Genomic DNA, 26,180 nt, shown 5'->3' on the forward strand with positions numbered 1-26,180 from the left:
ATTAAGCCTCCTCGCCTTCAGTGCCGTCGAAGCCGCCGTCGCGCTCGCGGCGCTCGCGGTCCTTGCGCTCGTCACGGTCGCGCTTCTGCATCATCACGGACGGCTCGGTCTCGAGCTCTTCCACCTTGATGGTCATGAAGCGAAGGATGTCTTCGTTGATGCGCATCTGACGCTCCATCTCGGCCACCGCGGCAGCGGGGGCGTTGAGGTTGAACAGCGTGAAATGCGCCTTGCGGTTCTTCTTGATGCGGTAGGCGAGGGACTTCACGCCCCACATCTCGGTCTTCTCGACGCTGCCGCCATTCTGCTCGATGACGCCCTTGTACTGGTCGACCATAGCCTCGACCTGCTGCGGGGTGACATCCTGGCGAGCCATGAAGATATGCTCGTAGAGAGGCATAGTGGGCCTTTCTCAGGGTTTGAGGATCAAGCCTTGCACTGTTTTGACGAGTGTTTCGGCCGTTTCGCGCGTCCGATCGGCGCCAAGCCCTTCGAGCCTGCAAGGCCCGAGCGGTTGTCGAAGGCGGAGACACGGGACGACGGGGCCGAAACCCCTGTATGGCCAAGCCATACCGTCCGTTCAGCCCCCGGCCGGAGCGAACGCGAAGCGGGGGCTATAGTGGATTTGGGCCGGGAAGGCAAGGCACGTCTTGTCACCCGCTCCCTTCGTCATCACCGGCCTTGTGCCGGTGATCCCGATCGGTAAGGCATGACGCTTCTCCTGATCGGGATGGCCGGGACAAGCCCGGCCATGACAAGGCAGTGCTACTTCCGGCCGCGAGCCATCAAGGCAGGCTGATAAAGGACTTCGTCTAACGTCTCCTTCGAGGAGCGCACTTGCCGTTGGCGAGCCGATAGCCTGCTCCTCCGCGACAACCGCAGCCGCGGCAGGCCTCTTGGATAAGGCTCTGGGTCCGCGAGGTCTGCTTGTCGCTGGATACCATCCCACGTCCAGAGAAATCTGGTTCGATCTGCTTCGCCTCGAGCGGACTGAACGAAACAAATGTAAGGCTTGCCGCCACCATTATTATGAAACGCATGATCCCCCCGCTGTTGTAGGTCTCTGCACCTACAGGTGGCATTAAGATACAATGCAACCTATGCAGTCAAGGTTTGAAGCTTTGGAATCAAATATGGGTGCGCTACAAACACCCTTATGAATGCTCGTCCCCTGCGCCTCGGCGTGAACATCGACCACGTCGCCACCGTCCGGAATGCCCGCGGCGGCATCCACCCCGACCCGATCCGGGCCGCCCACCTGGCTGTGCTGGCCGGCGCCGACGGGATCACGGCGCACCTGCGCGAGGACCGGCGGCATATCCGGGACCAGGACATGGAGCGGCTCAAACGCCAGCTCTTCGTGCCGCTGAACTTCGAGATGGCGGCCACCTCCGAGATGATCGGCATCGCTACCCGCCTGCACCCCCATGCGGCCTGCCTCGTGCCGGAGAAGCGCGAGGAGCGCACCACGGAAGGGGGCCTCGACATCATCGGCGCCCATGCCCATCTGCGGCCTGCGATCCAGGAGCTGAAAGGCGAGGGCATCCGGGTGTCCCTGTTCGTCGAACCGGAGATCGAGGTCATGAATGCGGCCTGCGAGCTGGGAGCGCCGGTCGTCGAACTCCATACCGGCACCTATTGCGAGGCCGTCGCCGAGGGCGACGAGGAACGGATCGCCCACGAGCTGGAGCGCCTGCGCCGGGCCGCGGCGCACGGGGCGAAGATCGGGCTCGAGATCCATGCCGGCCACGGGCTCGATCTCGCCTCGGTGCGGCCGGTGGCGGCCATTCCCGAGATTGTCGAGCTCAATATCGGCCACTTCCTCATCGGCGAGGCCATCTTCCTCGGCCTGGACGAGGCGGTGCGGGCCATGCGCGCCGCCATGGACGAGGGCCGGGCACAGGTGCCGGCATGATTCTGGGCATCGGATCCGATCTCTGCGACATCCGGCGGATCGAGCGGTCCATCGAGCGCTTCGGCGACCGCTTCACCCACCGCATCTACACGCAGGGCGAGCGGGCGCGGAGCGACCGCCGCGCTGCCCGAGCCCCGTCCTATGCCCGCCGCTTCGCCGCCAAGGAGGCCTGCGCCAAGGCCCTGGGCACCGGCCTGAGCCAGGGGGTGTTCTGGCGCGACATGGAGGTGGTCAATCTTCCGAGCGGCCGCCCCACCATGCGCCTGACGGGCGGTGCGCTGGCTCGGCTCGAGGCCATGACGCCGCCGGGGCACAGGGCCATCGTCCATGTCTCGCTGACGGACGATCCGCCCATGGCTCAAGCCTTCGTGATCATCGAGGCGGTTCCCGCGTGAGGCGGGGGCCTGCGTTGCGGCAGGCCGCGCCTTAGGTTAGAGCATGGCCCGACGAAGCGGCTGGCGCCGCGTCGGAAGCGGTTTGCACTCGGGGCTGAGTGCAAATCCCTCCCGACGGCCGCAAGCGAGAAGGACGGCATCCGCCGTCCCGTTCCAATGAGCATAGGCTGAGTGACGTGAGCGACAAAACCGGCAAGTACGTGGGTAGCAGCGTGAAGAATGAGGAAGGCGGCCTCTGGGAGACGATCAAGGTCATCATCCAGGCCCTGCTGATCGCGGTCGTCGTCCGTACCGTGCTCTTCCAGCCCTTCAACATCCCCTCGGGCTCCCTGATCCCGACCCTGCTGATCGGCGACTACCTGTTCGTCTCCAAGTATTCCTACGGCTATTCGAAGCACTCGATCCCGTTCAGCCCCGGCATCTTCTCGGGCCGCATCTTCGGCTCCGAGCCGAAGCGGGGCGAGATCGCCGTGTTCAAGCTGCCGAAGGACAACTCGACCGACTACATCAAGCGCGTGATCGGCCTGCCCGGCGATCGGATCCAGGTGATCGGCGGCGTGCTCCACATCAATGGTCAGCCGGTGCAGCGCGAGCGGGTCGAGGACTACAAGACCACGGACCTCTACGGCCGCACCGTGAGCGTGCCCCAGTTCAAGGAGACGCTGCCCGGCGGCGTGTCCTACAACGTCATCGAGCGCGATGCGGATCGCGGCTATTGGGACAACACCAACGTCTACACGGTCCAGCCCGGCCATTACTTCATGATGGGCGACAACCGGGACAACTCCACCGACTCGCGCGACGAGGCGAGCGTCGGACAGGTGCCGTTCGAGAACCTCGTCGGCCGCGCCGAGATCATCTTCTTCTCGATCGACGAGAGCGCATCCCTGTGGCGCCCGTGGGAGTGGCCGCAGAAGATCCGCTGGAACCGTCTGTTCGAGGGAATCCGCTGACCCGTGGCCCGTCGCAAGCCTAACCTCGACGATCTTCTCAACAAGATCGGCTACTGCTTTGAAAATCCTGCCCTCCTGGACGAGGCGCTGACCCATGTGAGCGCGCCGCAGGCGTCCGGCCAGAGCTACCAGCGCCTGGAGTTCCTCGGCGATCGCGTGCTCGGGCTCGCCATCGCGGAGCTGCTCTTCCGGACCTTCCCCGGCGCGCCGGAGGGCGAGCTCTCGCGCCGCCTGGCGGAACTCGTGCGGCGCGAAAGCTGCGCCGAGGTCGCCATCGCCTGGGACGTGGGGCCCTATCTCAAGCTCGGCGCCGGCGAGGCGCATTCGGGCGAGCGGCGCAACCAGACCATTCTGGCGGACGTGTGCGAGGCGATCATCGGCGCCGTCTTCCTGGACGGCGGCTACGAGGCGGCGCGCGATCTCGTCTGGCGCGCGTTCCAGGGCCTGCTGGAGGCGCCCCGGCGCCCGCTCCGCGACCCGAAGAGCGCCCTGCAGGAATGGGCGCAAGGACGGGGCCTGCCGCCGCCGACCTACGGGGTCGTCGAGCAGACGGGGCCGGACCACGCTCCGAAGTTCCGGGTCGTGGTGAGGGTCGAAGGCACCGGCGACGAGTTCGGGGTCGGAGCATCGAAGCGCATCGCGGAACAGGCAGCCGCGCGCAGCCTTCTCTTGAGGGAGGGTGTCTGGACGGAGGATGAGCATGGAACAGCCTGAGAAACACCAAACGAAGGCCGGGTTCGTCGCTCTGATCGGCGCGCCCAATGCGGGCAAGTCCACGCTCCTGAATGCGCTCGTCGGCTCCAAGGTCTCCATCGTCTCGCGCAAGGTGCAGACGACCCGGGCCCTGGTGCGCGGCATCGCCGTGGAGGGCGAGGCGCAGATCGTGTTCGTGGACACCCCCGGCATCTTCAAGCCCAAGCGCCGGCTCGACCGCGCCATGGTCACCTCGGCCTGGGGCGGTGCGGGCGATGCGGACGTGGTGGCGCTCCTGCTCGACGTGCGCCGGGGCGTCGACGAGGAGGCCGAGGCGATCCTCGCCAAGCTGCCGGAGCTGAAGCAGCCGAAGGTGCTGATCCTGAACAAGATCGACCTGATCGAGCGCTCGCGGCTTCTGGAGCTTGCCGCGAGGCTCAACGAGAAGGTGCCCTTCGCACATACCTTCATGATCTCGGCGCTGAACGGCGACGGGATCGAGACCCTGAGGCGCCAGCTGGCCGGGATGATGCCGGAGGGCCCCTGGCTCTATCCGGAGGATCAGATCTCAGACGCGCCGCTGCGCATGCTCGCGGCGGAGATCACCCGCGAGAAGATCTACGAGCGCCTGCACGAGGAGCTGCCCTACCAGTCCACCGTCGAGACGGACCAGTGGCAGGTGCGCCCCGACGGCTCGGTGCGCATCGAGCAGACCGTGTTCGTGGAGCGCGACAGCCAGCGCAAGATCGTGCTCGGCAAAGGCGGTCAGACCATCAAGGCCATCGGTCAACTGGCCCGCAAGGAAATCGCCGAGATCGCCGAGGCTCCCGTCCACCTCTTCATCTTCGTGAAGGTGCGCGAGAACTGGAGCGACGATCCGGAGCGCTACCGCGAGATGGGGCTGGAGTTCCCCAAAGGCTAGGCGCGATACGCCGTTCTCAGGCCGCCCCAGTGGCGGCCGAGAACGCGGATGGGCGCATCCACCTCCTGCATCATCACGACCTTGCCGCCGCCCATGTCGCGGGCATAGGCCTGCACGGTGAACGGCCGCGTGGAGCGGGCGGCCGTGATGCCGGCCCGGTCGTCGAAGATCCGCTTGTTGCGGGAATTGGCGGCGTTCCAGACCGGGTCGCCCGGCCGCTGGGGCTGCGAGTAGACGCGGTTGTGGACCGGGATGTAGCCGTTCCGGTCGATCGCAAGGCAGAAGGCCATTGCGGAATCGGACGCCAGGACCTTTTCCAGGATGGGCGGCAGGAGCCGCTCGAACACCGGCAGGTAGCTGGTGGCATACTGAACCGGATCGGTGCCGGGGAGGAGGCGGTAGTCCGTATCGAACACCGACTCCCGCGGCAGGCGCCCGTCCGCGACCGCCTGCTCGATCAGGAACTCCACCTGGCGGGCGGTCTCCTGGGCGAGAAGGATCCGCGGCCTGTAGGTGGTCTCGACGTCGGCGATGAAGCCGTCGATGCGGGCCTGAGCCTCTCCGGTGAGCCCGTCGAAGGCACAGTGGAGGCCCATGGCGCTCATCCCGACGATGCGCGCGCCGAAGCGGCCGACGCCCTGGATGTCGATCTCGCCCCGCAGCCCCGGCACCAGGTGCATGTTCGGGATCGATGCGAGAAGGACGCCGCCGGCGCTCACGTCGATCAGCCGCGAGGGAGCGCTGCGCTCGGAGATCCAGAACGTCGCCGGACGGTCGACGGGCAGCCGGTCCGCCCGGCGCCTGTCGCCGATCTCGCTCTGGCGCATCACGGTGACGAAGCGCTGGCCGAGGGCCTTCGCCAGCCCGTCGGCGGTCTTCGTCGCCCGGTCGGCCTGGTGCGCTCGCTCGCTCGCGTTGCGCGACACGGCATCGACCTCGCCGGCCCGCGCGCTCACGCCGCCGACGCTCGATGAGGTGACCTCCGCCAGGCGCGATGCCTCGCCGATGGCCGTGTTCTGCTCCTTGACGGCATGGCGCACCGTGTCGAAGACGGGACGCACGCCCTCCACCGCCTCGACCACCTCGGTCACGGCGCCGGTGGAGGCCTGAGCGGTCTCGCGCAGGTGATCGATCCGCTGGCGGATATCGTCGGCGGCCTTGGCCGTCTGCGTGGAGAGCGTCTTGACCTCGCCGGCCACCACCGCGAAGCCCTTGCCGGCCTCGCCGGCGCGGGCAGCTTCGATGGTGGCGTTGAGCGCGAGCAGGTTCGTCTGCCGCGCCACGGCGGAGATCGTGTCGACGATTCCGACGATCTCCGAGGTGGCGGCCGAGAGCTGCATGATCAGCGCGCTGGCTTTCTGGGCCGCCTGGACGGCGCTCTCGATCCGGCTTCCGGCGTGATCCATCGCACGGGCGATCTCGCCGGAGGTAACGGCCAGCTCCTCCGTAGAGGATGCGAGGGAGAGGGTTTCCTCGGAAGCGGTCCGCCCCGCCGTGGCGAGTTCCGCCGCGTGGGACCTGATGTCGGCCAGATCCTTCTCGACGGCGGCTACGTCGGCTGCGGCAACGGCGATGGCCTGCGTGACGCCCTGGATCGCCTTGAGAATGTCGGCCTCGAGGGAATCGACCACCTCGGTCTCGAGGCGGGGCTCGCGGCCGATGTGGACAGGTGTTTCCTCCGCAGGGAGCTGAGCCTCGCCGTCCGGCAGAACTGCTTGAGGAGAGCGCCGCAGGATACTGAACATCGCCGGTTCTCGTTATTTGTGTTTAACCTAGCGTCACCTTTAAAGATTAATGAAGGGCAAATGCCCGGACGCTTTCCGGCAGGATTCCGGACGCTGACACGGAAAGTTTCTCCCATCGAGAGCAAATGAAGGCCGGTTCGGAGCCGGATGGCCCTGCAGATGCCGGATTTGCAGGATATTCGCGGCTTCCGAAGGCAACCAGAGCTGATGTGAGGCTTTATCATGCAAAGGTGATGGGAAGCCGGATTGTCTCCCGCGGTGCCTTCCTGGAGTAGCGCGTCCGTTTCAGCGTCGACGTCCTGGAGAGGCCATGAGCAGCCCTTCTGACCAGACGGCCCAAAGACGCCTTGCGGCAATCCTTTCCGCCGACGTTGTAGGCTATTCCACGCTCATGTCGCAGGACGAGGAGGGCACGCTGGCGCGCCTGAGGCGGCTCCGGCGGCAGGTGATCGAGCCCAAGATCCTTCTTCATCACGGCAGGCTGGTGAAAACCGTCGGAGACGGATTCCTCGTCGAGTTCTCGAGCCCCGTCGATGCGGTGCGCTGCGCCGTCGATCTCCAGGAGGGCGTGATGGGCGAGGGCGAGGCTTCCGGCGCCGGACCGCTCCAGCTGCGGATCGGGATCAATCTGGGCGACATCATCATCGAGGACGACGGCGACATCTTCGGGGACGGGGTGAACATTGCCTCCCGGCTGCAGAAGCTCGCGCTGCCCGGCGGCATCTGCCTCTCCGGCAAGGTCTATGAGGAGGTGAGGGACAAGCTGCCCTACCAGTTCGAGGACCGGGGAGAGCATCAGGTCAAGAACATCGGCCGTCCCGTGCGGGTGTTCTGCCTCCTGGAGGGAATGGACCCGGGAGCGACAGCGGGTCTCCGGTCGGTGGCGATCTTCCGGGACAAGCCGTCCATCGCCGTGCTGCCCTTCGTGAACATCAGCCAGGACCCCGAGCAGGACTACTTCGCCGACGGCATCGTCGAGGACATCATCGCGGCGCTGTCCCGCTTCAGGTCCTTCTTCGTCATCGCGAGGAATTCAAGCTTTGCCTACAAGGGCCGCAGCGTCAGCTTGCAGCAGATCGGGCGCGAGCTGGGGGTTCGCTACGTGCTGGAGGGCAGCATCAGGCGCTCGGGGAAAAGGATCCGCATCACCGCGCAGCTTGTCGATGCCGGCACGGGCATGCACCTCTGGGCCGAGCATTACGATGGCGTGATCGAGGACGTGTTCGACCTCCAGGATCAGATCACCGCCAACGTGGTCGGAGCGATCCAGCCCTCCATACGCGCGGCCGAGATCGAGCGCGCCAGGCGCAAGCGTCCCGAGAACCTCGATGCCTACGATCTCGTGATGCGGGCCCTCCCGCACGTCTGGTCCCTCGAGCGGGAGGCCAACGACGAGGCGACGGGGCTTCTCGAGAGGGCGCTCCGCCTCGATCCGAACTATCCGCTCGCCCTCTCCCTGGCCGCGTGGTGCCGCGGGCAGCGGATCGTCTACAACTGGTCGGGCGACGTCCAGCGCGACAAGAGCGAGACCCTGCGCCAGGCGCAGACCGCAGCCTCCCTGGCTCACGACGATCCCTTCATCCTGACGGTGCTGGGCGCGGCGCTCACCATCACCCGGGAATACCAGCGCGCCGCCTCCATGCTGGACCGGGCATTGTCCCTCGACCCGAATTCCGCATGGGCCTGGAACCGCAGCGGCTGGCTCCACAACTACCGGGACGATCCCGAGGTCGCCATCGAGCATTTCGAGCGCTCCCTGCGCCTCAGCCCGTTCGACCCCATGGCCTTCAACTGCGAGATGGGGATCGGCTGCGCTCACTTCATCGCGAAACGCTACGACCTGGCCACGCAGTGGCAGGAAAAGGCGCTGGCCGCCAAGCCGAGTGCGGTATGGATCCATCGAACGTTGGCGCCGAGCTATGCTCACGCGGGAGAGATCGGCAAAGCGCGGGCGAGCGTCGAGGAATTGGTGAAGGAATATCCAGGGATTCGGATCTCGGACATTCTGCAGGCCTTGGCCTTCAGCAAGGAGGTTATGGGCCGCTTCGTGGAGGGCCTGCAGCAGGCAGGTCTCAAGTAGAACCGCCGCACAAGAGAAAACCGGGAGGATGGAGGTCCTCCCGGTTCTTCGGGTTTACTGCTGCTGGTTCTGGCCTTGCAGCAGCGGGGTGATCCGGCGCAGGGTCACGCGGCGGTTCTCCCGCTCCGGCCCCTGCGAGGCCACCTTCAGGTACTGCTCGCCATAGCCCTGCGTGGTGAGGTTCTCGGCAGGGATCTGGAAGCGCTCCGTCAGGATGGTGGCGATCGTCTCCGCACGACGGTCGGAGAGGGTCAGGTTGTCCTCGTCCGGGCCGACCGCGTCGGTATGGCCTTCCACCAGGAAGATCTCGTTCGGATTCCGGGAGATCGCCTGACGCAGGCCATCGGCGATGACCCGCAGCTTCTCGATCTGATCCGGCGGCAGCTCCCAGGAGCCGAACTCGAAGGTGATGGTGTCGAGGTCGACCCGCGGCATGCGCTGGCGCAGGGGCTGGCTGCGGCGGATCTCGTCGAGGGTGTAGGCCCGCTCGATGCGCTCCACCGGGGGCGCCGTGAAGGCTTCGACGATGTCGGCCTCGGACGCCCGTTCCGTCTCGACGATGTAGCGCTCGCGGGGAATCGTCACCCGCGGGGGCGGCAGACGGACGACCTCCTCCTCGATATACCCGTACGTCGTCGGACGGCGGTCGCCACGCCGGTTCTCGATGAGAATGACCTCACGTCCCGCAGGCTCGCGCCGCACGCGGCGGACGAGATTGCCGTATTCGTCCCGCACCGTGACGATCTCGCTGCCGTCCGGACGGCGCACGATGGTGACCTCCTCGCCCGCGCCACGGCGCTCCACCCGGATGTCGGCATCCCGATAGGTCCGGCGCAACCGTTCGGTCTCGTCGTGGCGGATGATGACCTCGTTGCCCTCTCGGATGATCGTGCGGTTGCCGGGCTCCTCGATGATGACGCGGTTGCCTTCGCGGCGCTCCCGGCGTTCGCGGCGCAGATCCTCGATGCGCACCCGCGCGGGATCGAGGGGCTGCGTCGTGGCAGGGGCGGCCTGCTGGGGAGCGGCCGGTGCCGGAGCGGCGGGAGCCGTAGGTTGGGCGCGGGTCGCCGGTGCGGTCGGGGCAGGCGCCGTGGGAGCGGGCTGCGTCTGGGTCGCGGGCGCTGCCGGAGCCGGAGCTGGAGCAGTGGGGGTTGCCGGAGCGGGCTGGGCCTGGGTTGGTGCCGGGGCCGGAGGCGTCGCCGGGGTGGCGGGCTGATCCTGTCCCGGGCGCTGGCCGCGCGGCCGATCCGGGCGTTCGGGGTCGCCCGCCCGCGCCGGGCGCTCGGCATCCCGCGGCCGGGGCGCGGCCTGGTCGGGAGCGGTCTGACCTGGGGTAGCCTGGCCCGGCCGCTGCTGCGCAGGCGCGGGCGGGGTTGCAGGCTGGGCCGCGGGCGGAGGGGTAGTCGGACGGGTCTCGCCAGCCGGAGCCTGGGGTTGGGCGCGCTCTGCGGGCCGGTTGCGGTCCCGCTCGCGCTCGCGTTCCTGGGCGGCCGGACGCTGCTGCCGGGCGGGAGCATCGGCCGGAGGCTGAGCCCGCTCGGCAGGAATCTGCTGTGCGGGACGGGCCGGAGCGGCGGGCGTCGTGCCCGAAGGCGGAGTCGGGCGTTCAGTGGGCTGGGCCTGGTCGCGGCGCGGGCGCGGGGCTTCGGGGGAGTCCTCCTGGGAGGTGGCACGGGGCGCGCGAGGTGCCGGAGCGTCCGGGCTCACGCCGCGCTCGGCAGGACCTGCCCCGCGGGGCGGTCGCGGTCCACGCTCCTCGACGGCGCCGGGACCTCCGCCTTCCTGGCCGCCCTGCCGGCGCTCCTGGCCGGGGCCGCCGCGGCGCGGCGCCTCCTCACCCTGCTGGCCTTGTCTCCGGCGCAGGCCGGGGGGCTGGTCCTCGTCGGCCGGCGGACCGGCCTGAGCGATCACCAGGGGCGCTGCGGGTTCGGTCTGCAATGCCGAGACGTTCGCCGGCAGCAGCATCAGGGGGAGGGCGGTACTCGCAAGAAGCAGGCTGGAGAGTTTCATGGTCCTCAAACGTCGTTTGCACACTAAGGTCATCGACAATGACACGGTGCCGGAATGGTTCCGCCTGAGGGCGAAATCCCTTGTGAAACAGAATATTAGAAGTTTTCGGATATGCTTGGAAAACATGGAAGAATGCCTGCCGGATCACTATATCGAGACTTGGCAAACCCACGTGCCGAAGGCAGCCGGAACCGATGCACTGGACTGACGAAGGCGTCGTTCTCGGCGTCCGCAAGCATGGAGAGACGAGCGTCATCCTCGAACTGATGACGCGCGAGCACGGCCGCCACCTCGGCCTCGTCCATGGCGGCCGCTCCAAGACCCTTCAGGCCGTGCTCCAGCCGGGCAACACGGTGCAGGCGACCTGGCGGGCGCGGCTCGACGAGCATCTGGGCACCTATCAGGTGGAGGGGCTGAACCTGCGGGCCGCCCGCCTCATGGGCTCCTCCATGGCGCTCTACGGCCTGGCGACGCTTTCCCATATGCTGCGCTACTTCCCGGAGCGGGACCCGCATTTCGCCCTCTACGAGACCCTGACCGTTCTGGTCGACAATCTGGACGACCCCGACCTCGCCCCGGCACTGTTCGTGCGCTTCGAGCTCGCCATGCTCGCCGAGCTCGGCTTCGGCCTCGATCTGACGAGCTGCGCCGCCACGGGCACCGAGCGGGACCTGACCTATGTCTCGCCCCGGAGCGGGCGCGCCGTCTCGGCCGAGGCCGGGGAGGCCTACAAGGACAGGCTGCTCAAGCTGCCCGGCTTCCTCATCGGCCAGACCAGGGCCAACCGGCCCCGGGAGGAGGACATCCGGGCCGGATTTGCGCTGACCGACTTCTTCCTGCATCAGAACGTCTACGGGCCACAGGGGCACCGGGCGCCGGAGGAGCGGGCGCGTTTCGTCGCACTGGCCACGGCTGGGGACGAATGACGTATGTTTCTGTTATGTTCTCATTTCGGATGATAAAGAGCGATTCGCAGTTGAGGGTTTCGAAGTATGGGTAAGCCGGTCAATCCGCCGTCGGGGGGCGAGATCGAGAACATCAATCTTAAGGATGCCCTGGAGGAGCGCTATCTCGCCTATGCGCTCTCCACCATCATGCACCGGGCGCTGCCGGACGCGCGGGACGGGCTGAAGCCCGTCCACCGCCGCATCCTGCACGCCATGCGGCTGCTCAGGCTCGACCCGAAGTCGGCGCCGAAGAAATGCGCCCGCATCGTCGGCGACGTAATGGGCCAGTTCCACCCGCACGGCGACCAGTCGATCTACGAGGCGCTCGTGCGGATGGCGCAGGACTTCGCCCAGCGCTACCCGCTGGCGGACGGGCAGGGCAATTTCGGCAACATCGACGGCGACGGCGCCGCGGCCATGCGCTACACCGAGGCGCGCATGACCGAGGTGGCGCGCCTGCTGCTGGAGGGCATCGACGAGGACTCGGTCGATTTCCGCGAGACCTACGATCAGGCCAACGAGGAGCCGGTGGTGCTGCCGGCCGCCTTCCCGAACCTGCTGGCCAACGGCTCGCAGGGCATCGCGGTCGGCATGGCGACCTCGATCCCGCCGCACAACGCCGCCGAGCTGTGCGATGCGGCCCTGCACCTGATCGCCAAGCCGAAGGCCACCTCCGAAGAGCTCATGCAGTTCGTGCCGGGGCCCGACCTGCCCACCGGCGGCATCATCGTCGACACCCCGTCCGCCATGGCGGAGACCTACCGCACGGGCCGCGGCTCGTTCCGCGTGCGCGCCCGGTGGACGAAGGAGGACCTGGGGCGCGGCAACTGGCAGATCGTCGTCACCGAGATCCCCTATGCGGTGCCGAAGTCGCGCCTGATCGAGAAGATCGCCGAGCTGCTGCAGGAAAAGAAGCTGCCGCTGCTGGCCGACGTGCGCGACGAATCCGCCGAGGACATCCGCGTGGTGCTCGAGCCCCGCGCCAAGACGGTGGACCCGATCATTCTCATGGAGTCTCTCTTCAAGCTCACGGAGCTCGAGAGCCGCATCCCCATGAACGTGAACGTGCTCGCCGGGGGCAAGGTGCCGAAGGTGCTGGGGCTTGCGGAGTGCCTGCGCGAATGGCTCGACCATCGCCGCGAGGTGCTGATCCGCCGCTCCAGGTTCCGGCTCGCCGCCATCGACCGGCGGCTGGAGATCCTGGGCGGCCTGCTCATCGTCTATCTCGACCTCGACCGGGTGATCAAAATCATCCGCGAGGAGGACGAGCCGAAGCAGGAGCTGATGCGCGTCTTCAAGCTCACCGAGGTCCAGGCCAACGCCATCCTCGACACGCGCCTGCGCTCCCTGCGCAAGCTCGAGGAGATGGAGCTCAAGCGCGAGCAGAAGACCCTGCAGGAGGAGAAGGCCTCGATCGAGAACCTGCTCGGGTCCGAGAAGGTGCAGTGGAAGACCGTTGCGTGGGAGATCAAGGAGGTCCGCAAGACCTTCGGGCCCGACACGCCCCTGGGCAAGCGCCGCACCACCTTCGCCGAGGCGCCGGACACCTCCGACATCGACTTCGCGGAAGCCATGATCGAGCGCGAGCCGATCACGGTCATCGTGTCCGAGAAGGGCTGGATCCGCGCCATGAAGGGGCACCAGGAGGATATATCCGGCGTGCAGTTCAAGGGCGACGACAGGCTGAAGACCGCCTTCTTCGCCGAGACCACGTCGAAGATCGTCGTGGCGGCGGATAACGGGCGCTTCTTCACCCTGGACGCTTCCAAGCTCCCCGGCGGGCGCGGCTTCGGCGATCCGATCCGCCTCATGGTGGACCTGGAGGAGGGCGCCGACTTCATCGCGGCCTTCCCCTACAAGGCCGGAACGAAGCTGCTGGTGGTCGCCTCGGACGGGCGCGGCTTCACGGTGCCCACCGACGAGATCACGGCCAACACCCGCAAGGGCAAGCAGATCCTCAACCTCGACGCGCCCGCCAGGATGGTGGTCTGCACCGAGGCGGAGGGCGACCACGTCGCCATCATCGGCGAGAACCGCAAGCTGCTGATCTTCCCGTTGAAGCAGGTGCCGGAGATGACCCGCGGCAAGGGCGTGCGCCTCCAGCGCTACAAGGACGGCGGCGTCTCCGACGCCAAGGTCTTCAAGCTGAAGGAAGGCCTCACCTGGAAGGACACCTCCGGCCGCACCTGGACGGTGGCCAAGGAGGACCTGCGCGACTGGATGGGCGACCGCACCGAAGCCGGCCGCCTGCCGCCCAAGGGCTTCCCGAAGTCCAACAGGTTCGGGGAGTAAATCAAGAAGCAGTCATCCCGGACGGCGCAAGCCGATCCGGGATCGCTGTCAGAACTCTCCACGTCATGGCCGGGCTTGTCCCGGCCATCCACGTTTTAGGAAACACTCACCTCATCCTGAGGAGGGATTGTGCCAGCAATCCGTCTCGAAGGAGGATCCAGTGTCCCCTGGAAGCTCCTTCGAGACGCCGCTTGCAGCGGCTCCTCAGGATGAGGTCTGTGAGTTGGAAACCGTCAAGACGTGGATCACCGGCACAAGCCCGGCGATGACGTGGAGAGAGTTGGATTGCTGTAGAGAGCTATTCTGCTCTTTTACTCCACCCTCACCCAGCCATGGGCGAGAAGCCGCTCCTGCGGCTTGAAGCGGGCCTTGTAGCCCATCTTCTTCGAGCCCTCGACCCAATAGCCGAGATAGAGGTAGGGCAGGCCCATCGCCTTCGCGCGCCGGATGTGGTCCAGGATCATGAAGGTGCCGAGGCTGCGGTGGTGCAGCTCCGGCTCGTAGAACGAATAGACCATGGAAAGGCCGTCGCTCATCTCGTCCGTGAGGCAGACGGCGATGAGATCCCCCGATCCCCTGCCCGTGATGCCGCTGTCGATGCCGCGCCTGCGGTACTCGATGAGCTTCGTGTCCACGTGGCTGTCCTCGACCATCATGGAGTAGTCGAGCACCGTCATGTCGGCCATGCCGCCATCCGCGTGGCGCGTGTCCACGTAGCGCCGGAAGAGGGAGTACTGCTCCGAGGTCGGGCGGTTGGGGAGCGCGTTGCCGATGAGATCCGCATTGTCCTTCAGCACGCGCCTCAGATTGCCCGACGGCTCGAATGCGTCCACGAGCACCCGCACGGAGACGCAGGCCCGGCAGGCGTCGCAGGCGGGCCGGTAGGCGATGGTCTGCGACCGGCGGAAGCCGCCCTGGGTGAGAATCTCGTTCAGCTCCCGGCCACGCCGCCCCACGATATGCGTAAAGACCTTCCGCTCCTCCTTGCCCGGCAGATAGGGGCATGCGGACGGGGAGGTGAGGTAGAACTGCGGTGCGTCGCGGGGCTGGCTCGTCAATCGGGGAGGCCTTGTGGAGAAACCTTGAGCGCTACGTCAACGCTTGAAGGATAACATTGGTGTCCCGCCCGTCCAGGAAAAGTGGGCGTTTGTCACAGGGGTGTGTTCAGACGCTTTTCGGGGATGCTCGCGTCGAGGACGAGCGTACGTGATTCCCTCCCCGCAAGGGGGAGGGAAACAGCGCACGTTTTTTTGGCAACGCCTCAAGCGCGCACCACCATCATCCCGGTGAGCAGGTCGCGGATGAAGCGTCGGTCGTCGCGGACGAAGCCGACGAACACGTCGCAGGCCCAGAGCAGGAAGGTCGAGATCGCCACGTAGAAGAACAGCGCGTGCACGGCGGCCGACAGCGGAGACGGCCCCCGGCCGGTGCGCGGATCGATCACCCGCAGGCCCATGTAGCGCATGCCCACCGTCGCCTGGGACGCGCCGCCGATCGTCACCGCATTGTAGACGATGAAGATCAGCGCCGTGAGCGGCAGCGCGAAGAACAGCCCCCAGCCGAGGCCCAGCGTGATGAGTCCCAGGAAGAAGATGCCGATGGAGATCAGCACGACCCACAGCGCGATCACGACGAGGTCGATCAGGTAGGCCCAGAAGCGGCGGGCGATGACGCCCTCCGTCACCCGGTCGACCTCGTAGGAGGGATAGTTCAGGGTCGGCGGGTAGGGGCGGTTGACCATGGGGCTCTCCTCAGAAGGTGGTCTCGGGCAGGCTGCGGGAGACGATCCGCTGGGGAGCCAGTCCCTCCGCCGCCAGGGCCTCGAACACCTCCAATGTATGCTGTCTGTCGCGGGTTTCGATAGTGATATCGATGGATACCCCCTTGGCGGGCACGTCCAGGAACAGGCGCCCGTGGGACACCTCCAGGATGTTGGCGCCGAGCTGGCCGAGCAGGCTCGCCACGCGCCCGAGCAGGCCGGGCCGGTCGTTGGAGGTGATGCGGAAGGAGGTGATGCGGTCGTCGCGCTCCAGATCGCGCACCATCACGGAGGCGAGGATCCGGGCGTCGATATTGCCGCCGCAGAGCACGAGGCCGACCCGCTTGCCCTGGAACCGCTCGGGCTGCGCCATCATGGCGGCGAGGCCCGCCGCGCCCGCGCCTTCCGCCATGGTCCGCTGCAGGGTGGCATAGGCGTTGACCGCCCGCTCGATCACCGGCTCCTCGACGGCGATGATGTCGGAGACGAGATCGCGCACGATCGGGAGCGGCAGCTGCCCCACGGTCTTGACCGCGATGCCCTCGGCGAGCGTCGCGCCGCCGATGGGCCGGTCCTCGCCCCGGATGGCGTTGCTGAAGGACGGGTAGAGGGCCGCCTCCACGCCGATGATCTCGATGGAAGGCTTGATCGCCTTGACCGCGACCGTGATGCCCGAGATCAGTCCGCCGCCGCCGATCGGCACGACGATCTGGTCGAGGTCGGGGGCGTCGGCCAGCATCTCCAGGCCGATGGTGCCCTGGCCGGCCATGACCTTGGGGTCGTCATAAGGGTGCACGAAGACGAGGCCCTCTGCCTCCGCGATCTCGCGGGCGCGGGCCGCCGCCTCATAGAGCGTCTCGCCGAACAGGATCACCCTGGCGCCGTAGGAGCGGGTGTTCTCAGCCTTCACCAGGGGCGTGCCTTCCGGCATGACGATGGTGGCCGGGATGCCGAGGCGCCGCGCGTGGTAGGCCACCGCCTGGGCATGGTTGCCGGCCGACATGGCGATGACGCCGCGGGAGCGCTCGCCGGATGTCAGGCTCTCCAGCTTCGTCACCGCGCCGCGCTCCTTGAAGGAGCCGGTGGGCTGCATGTTCTCGTGCTTCACGCAGACCGTGGCGCCGGTGAGCTGCGACAGGCGCGGCGCGGGGACGAGGGGTGTCCGCAGGACCTGCCCCTGGATGGTCTGCGCCGCCCGTTTCACGTCGTCGATGGTGATGGCGTAATCGGCCACGATCTCCTCCGGAGAGTTGTTATAGGCCCTTAGACGGGTCTTGGTGTCGGATCCTTGAAACCCAGCAGGCCGCCGGGCCGGAAGATGAGGAACACGACCAGCGCCGCATAGAGCGCCATGTCGCGGATCTCGATGGGCAGATACGCCGACCACAGGGTCTCGAACAAGCCCACGGCGAAACCTCCTAACATCGCGCCGGGGATGGAGCCAATCCCGCCGATGATGGCGGCGATCAGCGCCTTGAGCCCGTACTGGAAGCCTCCCGCAAATCCCAGGCCGCCATACTGCGCCACGATCAGCATGCCCGAAAGCCCCGCCATGGCGCCGGCGAGGGCCAAGGTCTGGACGAGGAGGCGCGGGCCGTTCACCCCCATGAGCGCCGCCGCCTTCGCATCGTCCGCATAGGCCCGCCAGGCCCGTCCGAAGGAGGTCGCCTGGACGAGCCAGAGCAGGCTCAAGGCGGCGGCCAGGCCGATGCCGCTGGTGATGATCGTGATCGGCGTGAGGCTGACGAGAAAATCCTGTGCACGGGCGAGGGGCCAGGCCTCCGACCAGATCGGCGGCAGCCAGACGGTCACGGGACTCTGGACGAGCCGCAGGTATTCCATGAGGAACAGGGAAAGGCCCACCGTCGCGATCAGGCTCGGCTGCGGGCTCTCGGCGGTGATCCGGCCGATGGTGAAAGTCCCGCCGACCGCACTGTGGATGGCGCCCGCAAAAAGAGAGGCTGCCAGGCCGGCCGCGAGACCGAGCACCGGGGCGCTGGCACCCGAGGCCAGAACGATGGACGCCCCGGCGATGGTGGCCGCCGAGCCGATGGCCGCAAGCTCGCCGAAGGCCAGGTTGATCCGGCCGCTCAGGCCGAAGACCAGCGCGAAGGCGACCGAGAGCAGGGCGTAGATGGCGGTTCGCGGCAGGCTGACGAGGATCTGCTGCAGCCAATAGGCGGCGGCCATCGGAATCTCCGCGACATCGGCATCGGGGCGGCTGCCCGGATCGCCGGCCGCGCCCTCGGGAGTGTCGAGGTAATAGCGCTTGAGCATGTAGAGGCTGGCACCGGAAAGCGGACCTTCCTCCGTGCCGAGGCCCGTCAGCTCCGCCTTGTTGGGCGAGAGGCCCTCCGCGGCGAACTGGCAGATGGCGAACCGTTCGAGGACGGGGCGGTCGGGATGCCGCGCGGTGTAGTCGATCCTCAGGCTGCGCGCGGCCGGACCCTCCCGCACCCGTTCCACCGCGATGACCGCCCCCGGGTTGAGGGCCGGCAGCGCCGAGCGGCAGACCCGCGTCTGCTCCGCATCGATGGCGATACCGCAGGCGGCGAGGAGACCGATGCCCAGCAGGAGGGATGCGAACCAAGCGATCCTCAGAGACCGGCTCATGAAAGATATGCGCCGCATTTTCCCTCCCCCTTGCGGGGAGGGGCAGGGGTGGGGGTGGTGCAACCGGGTGAGCGTTGAAACAGGTCAGGTGCTGTAGCCGCCTTCATGCCCTCTGGATCGAGCACGGCGCTCCGACCTTCCGATCCCCACCCTTCATCCCTCCCCGCAAGGGGGAGGGATGCACGTGCGACGCTCTTTGGGAGCCAGCCTCCGAAAACCGGTGAGCCTGACACGTTCGGGCCTGGGTCGTTGTCGGTGCTCAGCCCTGCTTCAACTTCTCCGCGACCCTGGGAGCGAAATAGGTGAGGATGCCGTCCGCGCCGGCTCGCTTGAAGGCCAGGAGGCTCTCCATCATCGCCCGTTCTCCGTCGATCCAGCCATTCGCGGCCGCGGCCTGGATCATCGCATACTCGCCGGAGACCTGATAGGCGAAGGTCGGAACCGCGAAGGTGTCCTTCGCCCGGCGCACGATGTCGAGATAGGGCATGCCGGGCTTCACCATGATCATGTCCGCGCCCTCTTCGATGTCGAGGGCGATCTCGCGCAGGGCCTCGTCGGAATTGGCCGGGTCCATCTGGTAGGTGCGCTTGTCGCCCACGAGGGTGGCGTTGGTGCCGATGGCGTCCCGGAACGGACCGTAGAAGGCCGAGGCGTACTTGGCCGCATAGGCCATGATCTGCACGTCCTGGAAGCCTGCCTCGTCCAGGGCGGTGCGGATCGCGCCGACGCGGCCGTCCATCATGTCGGAGGGGGCGATCACGTCGGCGCCGGCCTCGGCCTGGATCACGGCCTGGCGGGCGAGGAGGGCCACCGTCTCGTCGTTGATGATGCGCTCGCCCTCCAGCAGGCCGTCATGGCCGTGGCTGGTATAGGGGTCGAGGGCGACGTCGCAGATGATCCCGATATCGGGCACCGCCTTCTTGATCGCGCGCGCGGCCCGGCAGACGAGGTTGCGGCTGTTGAGCGACTCGGATCCGGTCGGGTCGCGCAAGCCTGGGTCGGTATAGGGAAAGAGCGCGATGGCCGGGATGTCGAGGGACGCGGCCCGTTCGGCCTCCCGTACGGCCTCGCCGATGGTCAGCCGCTCGACGCCCGGCATGGAGGCGACGGGGGTGCGGCCGCTCTCGCCCTCGACGATGAAGATCGGCCAGATCAGGTCGTTGGCCGTCAGCACGTTCTCGCGCACCAGACGCCGCGCCCATTCGGCCTTGCGGTTGCGCCGCGGCCGGTGGGAGAGGCTCAAGGAAGAGGCTCGGGCCTCTTCCGACGCGGGACGGGCGAACGGCAAGGGTTTCGACATGATTCTCGATCCAGGACCGGCCTGCGATGCGCCGGCGAATGGCGAGAGGGTTAGCACATTTAAATTAGTCTAAAAAAGGCCTGAGGTCGCCGTTTCGGTCGGTTTGGTGTCATCCTCGGGCCGAGCGAAGCGGGGGAGACGGGCCAGGTGCCGGGTGCGGGGACGGAGTTCTCCCCTTCTGGACGCGCCGGCCCTGAACGAACGAGCGCATTGACGACCGGCCCCGGCCTTGTTTTAAGCCCCCTGCAACGAAGGAGTGGCCCATGGACGCGAGCGTCGAAGTCGTCTGCGAAAGGCAGGGTGAGGCGGGTCTCATCACGCTCAACCGCCCCAAGGCCCTCAATGCGCTCACCCTCGGCATGGTGCGCGAGATGCGCCGGGCGCTCGACGCTTGGGAGACGGATCCCGCCGTGACGCGGATCGTGGTGCAGGGCGCGGGCGAAAAGGCGTTCTGCGCCGGCGGCGACATCCGGCAGCTCACCGAGGACCTCAAGGCCGGACGACGGGAGGAGGCGCTCGCCTTCTGGCGCGAGGAGTACCAGCTCAACGTCCGGATCAAGCGCTATTCCAAGCCCTATGTGGCCCTGATCGACGGCATCGTCATGGGCGGCGGCGTGGGGGTGTCCCTGCACGGCTCGCACCGGGTGGCGGGCGATCGCTACCTCTTCGCCATGCCCGAGGTGGGCATCGGCTTCTTCCCCGATGTGGGCGCCACCTACGCCCTGCCGCGCCTGCCGGGGCAGTTCGGCATGTACCTCGCGCTCACGGGCGAACGGGTGAAGCGCGACGATGCCTGCATGCTCGGGCTTGCGACCCATTCCGTGGCGAGCGCCGACATCCCCGCGCTGCGCGAGGCGCTGGTCGCGGGCGAGCCGGTGGATACTGCGCTCGGGCGCTTCGCCGCCGAGACTGGTCCGGCCCCGCTGGAGGCGGAGAGGGCGCTCATCGATTCCTGCTTCTCGGCCAGCAGCGTCGCGGCCATCCTGCAGCGTCTCGACGAGGCCGCCGCGGGGGGCTCGGACTTTGCCGCCAGGACCGCCGCGGGCATGCGCACCAAGTCGCCGACGAGCATGGGCATCGCCTTCGAGCAGGTGCGCCGGGGCGCCTCCCTCGGTTTCGAGGAGGCGATGAAGGTCGAGTTCCGCATCGTCTCCCGCATCGGCGACGGACACGACTTCTACGAGGGGGTCAGGGCCGTCATCATCGACAAGGACAACCGTCCCCGCTGGCAGCCCGAGACCATCGAGGCGCTGGATCCCGCCGTGGTGGAGCGCCACTTCGCGGATCTCGGCGGGAACGAGCTGGAGGCCGCCTGATGGCCCGGAGCGGCAATCAGGGCGCTTCCGCGCCGGCTGCGCGGGCATACCCCTCCGACCGGATCGAGGAGCGGCCCGCCGCCCAGGGCATCATGCGCTGGAGCTTCGTCCTCACCTGGTTCATGCGGGTGGTCGCCGTCCTGTGGATCATGAAGGGCCTGAGCGCCTGGGCCGTGATTCTCGGGATCTGGACCCCCATCGGCCAGTTCGAGGCCCGATCCACGGGCTACCAGGCCACCGTCATCTACTTCGCCCTCATCGACCTGATCGCGGCGGTGGGTCTCTGGATGGCGAGCACCTGGGGCGGGATCATGTGGCTCCTGGCCGTCATGAGCCACCTCATCCTGGCCGCCTTCTTCCCAGGCATCGTCTCCGGTGGGGTGCTGACGGTAGCGTTCTTCCTGACCCTCATGGCAGTCTACCTCGCCGTCGCCTGGCTCGCGGCGCGGGAAATCTGATCGAAGTCCCATAACACAGCCGAGATGGTCCAGGACTGCGCAAGAGCCTTTTTGTTGATGGTATGGTGGTAGGTTGCCGCCAGCCAGAAAAAGGCATCCCCTTCAAAGGAACGAGATTTCGGTCTTGCTTCCCAGACAGTCGTGGAGCTCTGTTTGACGGAGGAGGCCTGTTCCTATGTATAGCGAAGCTTTCGCAAGAAGCCCGATAGTCCCTGCTAGGATGGCATAATGCAGCAGTTTCCCCGCGGATTTGTATGGAGTCGAGGCTCCTTGTCTCCTCCTGAGGGTTATGTTGCAGGGCCTTTGGAAAACCTTTTTGTCTGCAAGGATCTTGCTGTCTCGGCAGCATCTGACGCCGATCGTTCCGTAACGATCCTCGGTCTTTGTGTCGGGATCGAACCCGATATCGCTGACCCTGCTCAATGGCTCCTCAGCGCTCTGGAGCAAGGCACCTTCTACGAGGCCCTGGATCTTCTGTGCGGACGCTTTGCGGTGTTCGTCAAAGATCCACAGGGGCTGCGCATCGTCTCGGACGCAACCGGAATGCGAGCCATCTTCTACCGCAGGGATTTCGAGGTTGTCGCGTCCCATGCCCGGCTCGTCGCTAACGAGCGCACCAGCGACGTTCCGTTTCGCTATGGCTTTCCGGGAAACGGGACGCCTTTCCCGAGCGTCAAACTGCTGACCCCAAACACGCTGATCGAACTGCCGGTCGCTGAAACACGCCGTCGGTTGGGGCTGCCGCCTTCCAAACCGAAGGTTCGTCGCTTCTGGCCTCGCACGAAACTCGTCCCACGTACACCGGAAGAAGCCGCAGGCATGGTCTTGGATTGGACCACGAGAGCGGTGCGGAAAGTCGCCGAGGCACATCCGATTCGATTGGCATTGACGGCTGGGCTCGACAGCAGGGTCATGCTGGCCGTTCTGCTCAGGAGCGGGGTGCCATTCGAGACATACACTTATGGCGGGGGCAAAAGCACCGCACGAGACATTGCCGTTGCCTCGGATTTGGCGCGGACGATGGGGGTGCGGCACTCCACCATTCCCGTTACGGCGCCCCATGGCGAGATGCTGGCGCGGCTCGAGCATGCAACTTATGCCTGTCACCACTACCAGGCCGTGCAACCGCTCGCGAAATGGATCGGCGACAGCAACACCGTTGCGGTAACGGCCAACCTGCTGGAGATCGGCAGGACGTTCTATGCAAAGATGAAAAGGCCGGCTCCGACGATCCGCCTCGATTCGTTGAATCTCGGGAAGATCGGCAGGGCACTCTACGCAATGAGAGGAAATCCCGCCCCGCCGGTATCTCCCTGGGCCATGCGCGCCCTCCACCTGCGCTCCATGCCGACCTCGGGAAAGGAAGCTGCCAAGGCTTATCCGGGCTGGAGCAGGGTGGCAGATGAGGCCTTCAAGGACCTTTTGACCACCAGCAACTTCAATGCCGCTCGTGGCATTCTGGATCCTTTCGACCAGTTTTACTGGGAGCACCGGATGGCCGCATGGCATGGCGTTGCCATGCTGGAGCGCGACTTCTACGCGCAAGCCTTCATCCCGTTCAATGCCCGTGCGATCTGGGAAGTCCTCCTGGGAGTGCCGTATGAGGACCGCGTGAATGCGACCGCTTTCCACCGCATGATCGACATGGTCGATCCGCGCCTGATGGACATTCCCATCAATCCGAAGGATTGGCCTGTTCCGGCCCCCGCATGACCCTGGGAGGCGAGGAGCAGGAATCTCCGTGGCATGACGGCGTAGAAGGCCAAGCTGCTCACGCAGAAGTGTATCCCCAAGAGCACAGTTCAAAGTTACATAGCCCTGCAGAGCGGTTCCGAGACCCCGGGGCGGACCTGACGGCCGGTTTGCCATAAAACGGCCCCGATGTTCCCTGTTTTCGATACCGTTCCTTAATCCAATCCCGGCACTTATCGCCGGAAGCGGGGGCGGATCGGGCGCTTGTCTGCCGCTCTCCAGTTCGACCACACCAACCGGGAAGAGCTTGCGCTCATGTTGTCTCGCCGTACCCTCCTGACTGGATCGCTCGCCCTCGTCTTCACGCCGGCGACCGGAGCCCTGGCCCAGCAGTTCGCCCAGACCCAGGCCGAGTGGTCGCAGAACTACGAGGCGGTCTCCCGCACCCGCGTGCAGCGGACCTCGACCCCGATGATCTCCGCGGATTCGCTCGCCGCCACCGAGCAGATGATCGAGTACTACCGCGCCATCGCCGCCCGCGGCGGCTGGCAGCCCGTCCAGGGCGTCCAGGGCCTGCGGGTGGGCTCGAAGAGCCCGGCGGTCGTCGCCCTGCGCCAGCGCCTGATCGTGACCGGGGATCTCGACCCGGCGGCCGGCGAATCGCCGATCTTCGACTCCTATGTCGAGGCCGCCGTGCGCCGCTTCCAGGCCCGCCACGGCATCAGCTCCACCGGCACCATGACCGGCCCGACGGTCGTGGCCATGAACGTGCCGGTCGAGATGCGCATCCGCCAGCTCGAGATCAACGTCGCGCGCCTGCGCAGCCTGGTGGGCGGAGGGCTGCCCAACCGTTACGTGGTCGCCAACATTCCCGCCGCTCTCGTCGAGACGGTGGAGGGCGGCGTCGTCCATACCCGCCATGCGGCCGGCGTCGGCAAGATCGACCGCCAGTCGCCGCTGCTGAACTCGAAGGTGGTCGAGGTCAACTTCAACCCGTTCTGGACGGCTCCCGCCTCGGTGGTGAAGAAGGACCTGATCCCCAAGATGCAGAAGGAGCCGAACTACCTGGCGGAGAACCGGATCCGCATCTTCAACGCGGCCGGCCAGGAGGTGCCCTCCAGCCAGATCAACTGGTTCTCGGACGAGGCCACCCGCTATCGCTTCCGTCAGGATCCGGGCGGCGATCTCAACTCCATGGGCTTCGTGCGCATCAACATCCCGAATCAGCACGGCGTCTACATGCACGACACGCCTTCCAAGGGCATCTTCGGCGACGATTTCCGCTTCGTCTCCTCGGGCTGCATCCGCGTGCAGAACGTGCGCGACTACATCGAGTGGCTCCTGAAGGACACCCCCGGCTGGACCCGCGAGCAGATCGACGCCACCTTCAAGTCCGGCGAGCGCATCGACGCCCGCCTGGCGCAGCCGGTGCCGATCTACTGGGTCTACGTCACCGCCTGGGCGACCCCGGACGGCCTCGTGCAGTTCCGCGACGACATCTACAACAAGGACGGCCTCGGCAACGCCATCCCGGTCGCGAGCCGCGTGCCGACCGAGCCGGACGAAGAGATGTTCCTGCAGAACTGAGGTTCTTTTCTCAGCAAGCTTTCACAGCCCGCCCTCCGGCGGGCTGTTGCTTTTCATAAGCCGGGTAGGCATGTCCTGCGGGCGGGTTGGCTCTCTCTGGCCAGCCATGATAAAGGCCTGGGCAATTCGGACAGAGCGGCCCGTTCCATGCCGGGCTCACAGGAAGGCAAGGGTGAACCCATGAGCGCGAGTGAAGCGGCCCACAACCATCTCTCCAACAGCTTTTTCTCGGCAAGCCTCGCCGACAGCGATCCCGAGATCGCCCGCGCCATCGGGCTGGAGCTCGGCCGCCAGCGCGATGAGATCGAGCTGATCGCCTCCGAAAACATCGTCTCCCGCGCCGTCCTGGAGGCCCAGGGCTCGGTGATGACCAACAAGTACGCGGAGGGCTATCCGGGCCGCCGCTACTACGGCGGCTGCCAGTTCGTGGACATGGCCGAGGAGCTCGCCATCGACCGCGCCAAGCGCCTCTTCGACTGCCGCTTCGCCAACGTCCAGCCCAATTCCGGCTCCCAGGCCAACCAGGCCGTGTTCATGGCTCTGATGAAGCCGGGCGACACCTTCATGGGCCTCGACCTCGCCTGCGGCGGCCACCTGACCCACGGCTCCCCGGTCAACATGTCCGGCAAGTGGTTCAACGTGGTGAGCTACAAGGTGCGCGAGAGCGATCAGATCATCGACATGGACGAGGTCGCGCAGCTGGCCCGCGAGCACAAGCCGAAGGTGATTGTGGCCGGCGGCTCGGCCTATTCCCGCTTCTGGGATTTCGCCCGCTTCCGCGAGATCGCGGACGAGGTCGGCGCCTTCTTCATGGTCGACATCGCCCACTTTGCCGGGCTTGTGGCCGGCGGCGCGCACCCGTCCCCGTTCCCCCATGCGCATGTGGTCACCACCACCACCCACAAGACCCTGCGCGGCCCTCGCGGCGGCATGATCCTCACCAACGACGAGGACATCGCCAAGAAGGTCAATTCCGCGATCTTCCCGGGCCTGCAGGGCGGACCGCTCATGCACGTGATCGCCGCCAAGGCCGTGGCCTTCGGCGAGGCCCTGCGCCCCGAGTTCAAGCTCTATGCCCGCGCCGTCGTCGAGAACGCCAAGGTGCTCGCCGACACCATGCTGGCGAACGGCTATGCCATCGTGGCCGGCGGCACGGACAACCACCTGATGCTGGTGGACCTGCGCCCGAAGAAGCTCACCGGCAAGGCCGCCGAGGCGGCTCTCGGCCGTGCGCACATCACCTGCAACAAGAACGGCGTGCCCTTCGATCCGGAGAAGCCGATGGTCACCTCCGGCATCCGCCTCGGCACGCCCGCCGCCACCTCCCGCGGCTTCGGCGTCGCCGAGTTCAAGAAGGTGGGCGAGCTGATCGTCGAAACCCTGGACGGCTTGGCGAAGAACGGCGACGAGGGCAATGCCCCGGTCGAGGAATCGGTGAAGGCGCGCGTTCACGAGCTGACCCGCCGCTTCCCGATCTATGGCTGAGAACAGAATCTCATCCGC

The 26,180-nt window shown here is 66.7% G+C and carries 22 protein-coding genes; 14 read left to right on the forward strand and 8 right to left on the reverse strand.

Going from position 1 to position 26,180, the window contains the following annotated elements:
• Position 1: 1 nt before the first annotated feature.
• A complete protein-coding gene (rpsF, locus tag GR303_RS02635; protein WP_161721845.1) occupies positions 2-400 on the reverse strand; it encodes a 30S ribosomal protein S6 in 399 nt (132 codons plus the stop codon).
• 756 nt (positions 401-1,156) lie between these two features.
• On the opposite strand from rpsF, the gene GR303_RS02640 reads away from it, so the two are divergent.
• From GR303_RS02640 to era, 5 genes are all read left to right on the forward strand, one after another.
• Complete coding sequence (locus tag GR303_RS02640; protein WP_161721846.1) at positions 1,157-1,915, forward strand: pyridoxine 5'-phosphate synthase; 759 nt, start codon at positions 1,157-1,159, stop codon at positions 1,913-1,915.
• A complete protein-coding gene (gene acpS, locus GR303_RS02645) occupies positions 1,912-2,310 on the forward strand; it encodes a holo-ACP synthase (RefSeq protein WP_161721847.1) in 399 nt (132 codons plus the stop codon). The genes GR303_RS02640 and acpS overlap by 4 nt, the downstream gene beginning before the upstream one ends.
• Before the next feature lie 176 nt (positions 2,311-2,486).
• Positions 2,487-3,263 carry a signal peptidase I gene (lepB, locus tag GR303_RS02650; RefSeq protein WP_161721848.1) on the forward strand — a complete coding sequence of 259 codons (777 nt, stop codon included), beginning with the start codon at positions 2,487-2,489 and terminating at the stop codon, positions 3,261-3,263.
• Positions 3,264-3,266: 3 nt separating this feature from the next.
• Entirely contained in the window at positions 3,267-3,977 is a 711-nt protein-coding gene (gene rnc / locus GR303_RS02655) for a ribonuclease III (RefSeq protein ID WP_161721849.1), read from the forward strand.
• Complete coding sequence (gene era, locus GR303_RS02660; protein WP_161721850.1) at positions 3,964-4,878, forward strand: GTPase Era; 915 nt, start codon at positions 3,964-3,966, stop codon at positions 4,876-4,878. The genes rnc and era overlap by 14 nt, the downstream gene beginning before the upstream one ends.
• Here the strand turns inward: era and GR303_RS02665 are convergent.
• Positions 4,875-6,623: a methyl-accepting chemotaxis protein gene (locus GR303_RS02665; RefSeq protein WP_161721851.1), complete on the reverse strand. Its 1,749-nt coding sequence runs from the start codon at positions 6,621-6,623 to the stop codon at positions 4,875-4,877. The genes era and GR303_RS02665 overlap by 4 nt on opposite strands.
• A 310-nt stretch (positions 6,624-6,933) precedes the next feature.
• Here GR303_RS02665 and GR303_RS02670 point away from each other — a divergent pair, with 310 nt between their 5' ends.
• Positions 6,934-8,703: an adenylate/guanylate cyclase domain-containing protein gene (locus GR303_RS02670; protein ID WP_161721852.1), complete on the forward strand. Its 1,770-nt coding sequence runs from the start codon at positions 6,934-6,936 to the stop codon at positions 8,701-8,703.
• Between the two features lie 54 nt (positions 8,704-8,757).
• Here the strand turns inward: GR303_RS02670 and GR303_RS24540 are convergent, their stop codons facing one another.
• On the reverse strand, positions 8,758-10,713 hold the full coding sequence (locus GR303_RS24540) for an OmpA family protein (RefSeq protein WP_246726414.1): 1,956 nt from the start codon (positions 10,711-10,713) through the stop codon (positions 8,758-8,760).
• Between GR303_RS24540 and GR303_RS02680 the strand changes: the two genes are divergently transcribed.
• The 3 genes from GR303_RS02680 to parC all read left to right on the forward strand — a co-directional run bounded on the left by GR303_RS02680 (position 10,712) and on the right by parC (position 13,952).
• Entirely contained in the window at positions 10,712-10,921 is a 210-nt protein-coding gene (locus GR303_RS02680; protein WP_161724401.1) for a hypothetical protein, read from the forward strand. The genes GR303_RS24540 and GR303_RS02680 overlap by 2 nt on opposite strands.
• Positions 10,908-11,639: a DNA repair protein RecO gene (recO, locus tag GR303_RS02685; protein WP_161724403.1), complete on the forward strand. Its 732-nt coding sequence runs from the start codon at positions 10,908-10,910 to the stop codon at positions 11,637-11,639. The genes GR303_RS02680 and recO overlap by 14 nt, the downstream gene beginning before the upstream one ends.
• A gap of 66 nt (positions 11,640-11,705) precedes the next feature.
• Positions 11,706-13,952: a DNA topoisomerase IV subunit A gene (parC, locus tag GR303_RS02690; RefSeq protein ID WP_161724404.1), complete on the forward strand. Its 2,247-nt coding sequence runs from the start codon at positions 11,706-11,708 to the stop codon at positions 13,950-13,952.
• 311 nt (positions 13,953-14,263) lie between these two features.
• On the opposite strand, the gene GR303_RS02695 is transcribed toward parC, so the two are convergent.
• The 5 genes from GR303_RS02695 to hemB form a co-directional block, all read right to left on the reverse strand.
• Positions 14,264-15,010: an arginyltransferase gene (locus GR303_RS02695; RefSeq protein WP_161724406.1), complete on the reverse strand. Its 747-nt coding sequence runs from the start codon at positions 15,008-15,010 to the stop codon at positions 14,264-14,266.
• 203 nt (positions 15,011-15,213) lie between these two features.
• Complete coding sequence (locus GR303_RS02700) at positions 15,214-15,693, reverse strand: RDD family protein (RefSeq protein ID WP_161724408.1); 480 nt, start codon at positions 15,691-15,693, stop codon at positions 15,214-15,216.
• A 10-nt stretch (positions 15,694-15,703) separates the two neighbouring features.
• Entirely contained in the window at positions 15,704-16,948 is a 1,245-nt protein-coding gene (locus GR303_RS02705) for a threonine ammonia-lyase (protein ID WP_161724623.1), read from the reverse strand.
• A gap of 26 nt (positions 16,949-16,974) precedes the next feature.
• The gene (locus tag GR303_RS02710; protein WP_161724410.1) at positions 16,975-18,324 is read right to left on the reverse strand and encodes a branched-chain amino acid ABC transporter permease; all 1,350 of its coding nucleotides are present in this window, start codon (positions 18,322-18,324) and stop codon (positions 16,975-16,977) included.
• A gap of 259 nt (positions 18,325-18,583) precedes the next feature.
• The gene (gene hemB / locus GR303_RS02715; RefSeq protein WP_161724412.1) at positions 18,584-19,624 is read right to left on the reverse strand and encodes a porphobilinogen synthase; all 1,041 of its coding nucleotides are present in this window, start codon (positions 19,622-19,624) and stop codon (positions 18,584-18,586) included.
• Positions 19,625-19,887: 263 nt separating this feature from the next.
• Between hemB and GR303_RS02720 the strand changes: the two genes are divergently transcribed.
• The 5 genes from GR303_RS02720 to glyA all read left to right on the forward strand — a co-directional run bounded on the left by GR303_RS02720 (position 19,888) and on the right by glyA (position 26,162).
• Positions 19,888-20,940 (forward strand): enoyl-CoA hydratase/isomerase family protein, encoded by a 1,053-nt coding sequence (locus GR303_RS02720; protein ID WP_161724414.1) that lies wholly within the window; start codon positions 19,888-19,890, stop codon positions 20,938-20,940.
• Positions 20,940-21,398 (forward strand): DUF6163 family protein, encoded by a 459-nt coding sequence (locus tag GR303_RS02725; protein ID WP_161724416.1) that lies wholly within the window; start codon positions 20,940-20,942, stop codon positions 21,396-21,398. The genes GR303_RS02720 and GR303_RS02725 overlap by 1 nt, the downstream gene beginning before the upstream one ends.
• A gap of 228 nt (positions 21,399-21,626) precedes the next feature.
• Positions 21,627-23,111: an adenine nucleotide alpha hydrolase family protein gene (locus GR303_RS02730; RefSeq protein ID WP_161724418.1), complete on the forward strand. Its 1,485-nt coding sequence runs from the start codon at positions 21,627-21,629 to the stop codon at positions 23,109-23,111.
• 294 nt (positions 23,112-23,405) lie between these two features.
• Entirely contained in the window at positions 23,406-24,677 is a 1,272-nt protein-coding gene (locus GR303_RS02735; protein ID WP_161724625.1) for a L,D-transpeptidase family protein, read from the forward strand.
• 180 nt (positions 24,678-24,857) lie between these two features.
• The gene (glyA, locus tag GR303_RS02740; protein ID WP_161724420.1) at positions 24,858-26,162 is read left to right on the forward strand and encodes a serine hydroxymethyltransferase; all 1,305 of its coding nucleotides are present in this window, start codon (positions 24,858-24,860) and stop codon (positions 26,160-26,162) included.
• Positions 26,163-26,180: the final 18 nt, after the last annotated feature.

The sequence above is a fragment of the Microvirga arsenatis genome, from assembly GCF_009910705.1.
GTDB lineage: Bacteria > Pseudomonadota > Alphaproteobacteria > Rhizobiales > Beijerinckiaceae > Microvirga > Microvirga arsenatis.

Coding starts and splice junctions, on each gene's coding strand:
- parC (WP_161724404.1), top strand. CDS start 11,706: ATGGGTAAGCCGGTCAATCCGCCGTCGGGGGGCGAGATCGAGAACATC.
- GR303_RS02735 (WP_161724625.1), top strand. CDS start 23,406: ATGTTGTCTCGCCGTACCCTCCTGACTGGATCGCTCGCCCTCGTCTTC.
- GR303_RS02730 (WP_161724418.1), top strand. CDS start 21,627: ATGCAGCAGTTTCCCCGCGGATTTGTATGGAGTCGAGGCTCCTTGTCT.
- glyA (WP_161724420.1), top strand. CDS start 24,858: ATGAGCGCGAGTGAAGCGGCCCACAACCATCTCTCCAACAGCTTTTTC.
- GR303_RS02640 (WP_161721846.1), top strand. CDS start 1,157: ATGAATGCTCGTCCCCTGCGCCTCGGCGTGAACATCGACCACGTCGCC.
- GR303_RS02680 (WP_161724401.1), top strand. CDS start 10,712: ATGGTCCTCAAACGTCGTTTGCACACTAAGGTCATCGACAATGACACG.
- rpsF (WP_161721845.1), bottom strand. CDS start 400: ATGCCTCTCTACGAGCATATCTTCATGGCTCGCCAGGATGTCACCCCG.
- GR303_RS02725 (WP_161724416.1), top strand. CDS start 20,940: ATGGCCCGGAGCGGCAATCAGGGCGCTTCCGCGCCGGCTGCGCGGGCA.
- recO (WP_161724403.1), top strand. CDS start 10,908: ATGCACTGGACTGACGAAGGCGTCGTTCTCGGCGTCCGCAAGCATGGA.
- GR303_RS02670 (WP_161721852.1), top strand. CDS start 6,934: ATGAGCAGCCCTTCTGACCAGACGGCCCAAAGACGCCTTGCGGCAATC.
- era (WP_161721850.1), top strand. CDS start 3,964: ATGGAACAGCCTGAGAAACACCAAACGAAGGCCGGGTTCGTCGCTCTG.
- GR303_RS02720 (WP_161724414.1), top strand. CDS start 19,888: ATGGACGCGAGCGTCGAAGTCGTCTGCGAAAGGCAGGGTGAGGCGGGT.
- GR303_RS02710 (WP_161724410.1), bottom strand. CDS start 18,324: ATGAGCCGGTCTCTGAGGATCGCTTGGTTCGCATCCCTCCTGCTGGGC.
- GR303_RS24540 (WP_246726414.1), bottom strand. CDS start 10,713: ATGAAACTCTCCAGCCTGCTTCTTGCGAGTACCGCCCTCCCCCTGATG.
- hemB (WP_161724412.1), bottom strand. CDS start 19,624: ATGTCGAAACCCTTGCCGTTCGCCCGTCCCGCGTCGGAAGAGGCCCGA.
- GR303_RS02665 (WP_161721851.1), bottom strand. CDS start 6,623: ATGTTCAGTATCCTGCGGCGCTCTCCTCAAGCAGTTCTGCCGGACGGC.
- GR303_RS02700 (WP_161724408.1), bottom strand. CDS start 15,693: ATGGTCAACCGCCCCTACCCGCCGACCCTGAACTATCCCTCCTACGAG.
- acpS (WP_161721847.1), top strand. CDS start 1,912: ATGATTCTGGGCATCGGATCCGATCTCTGCGACATCCGGCGGATCGAG.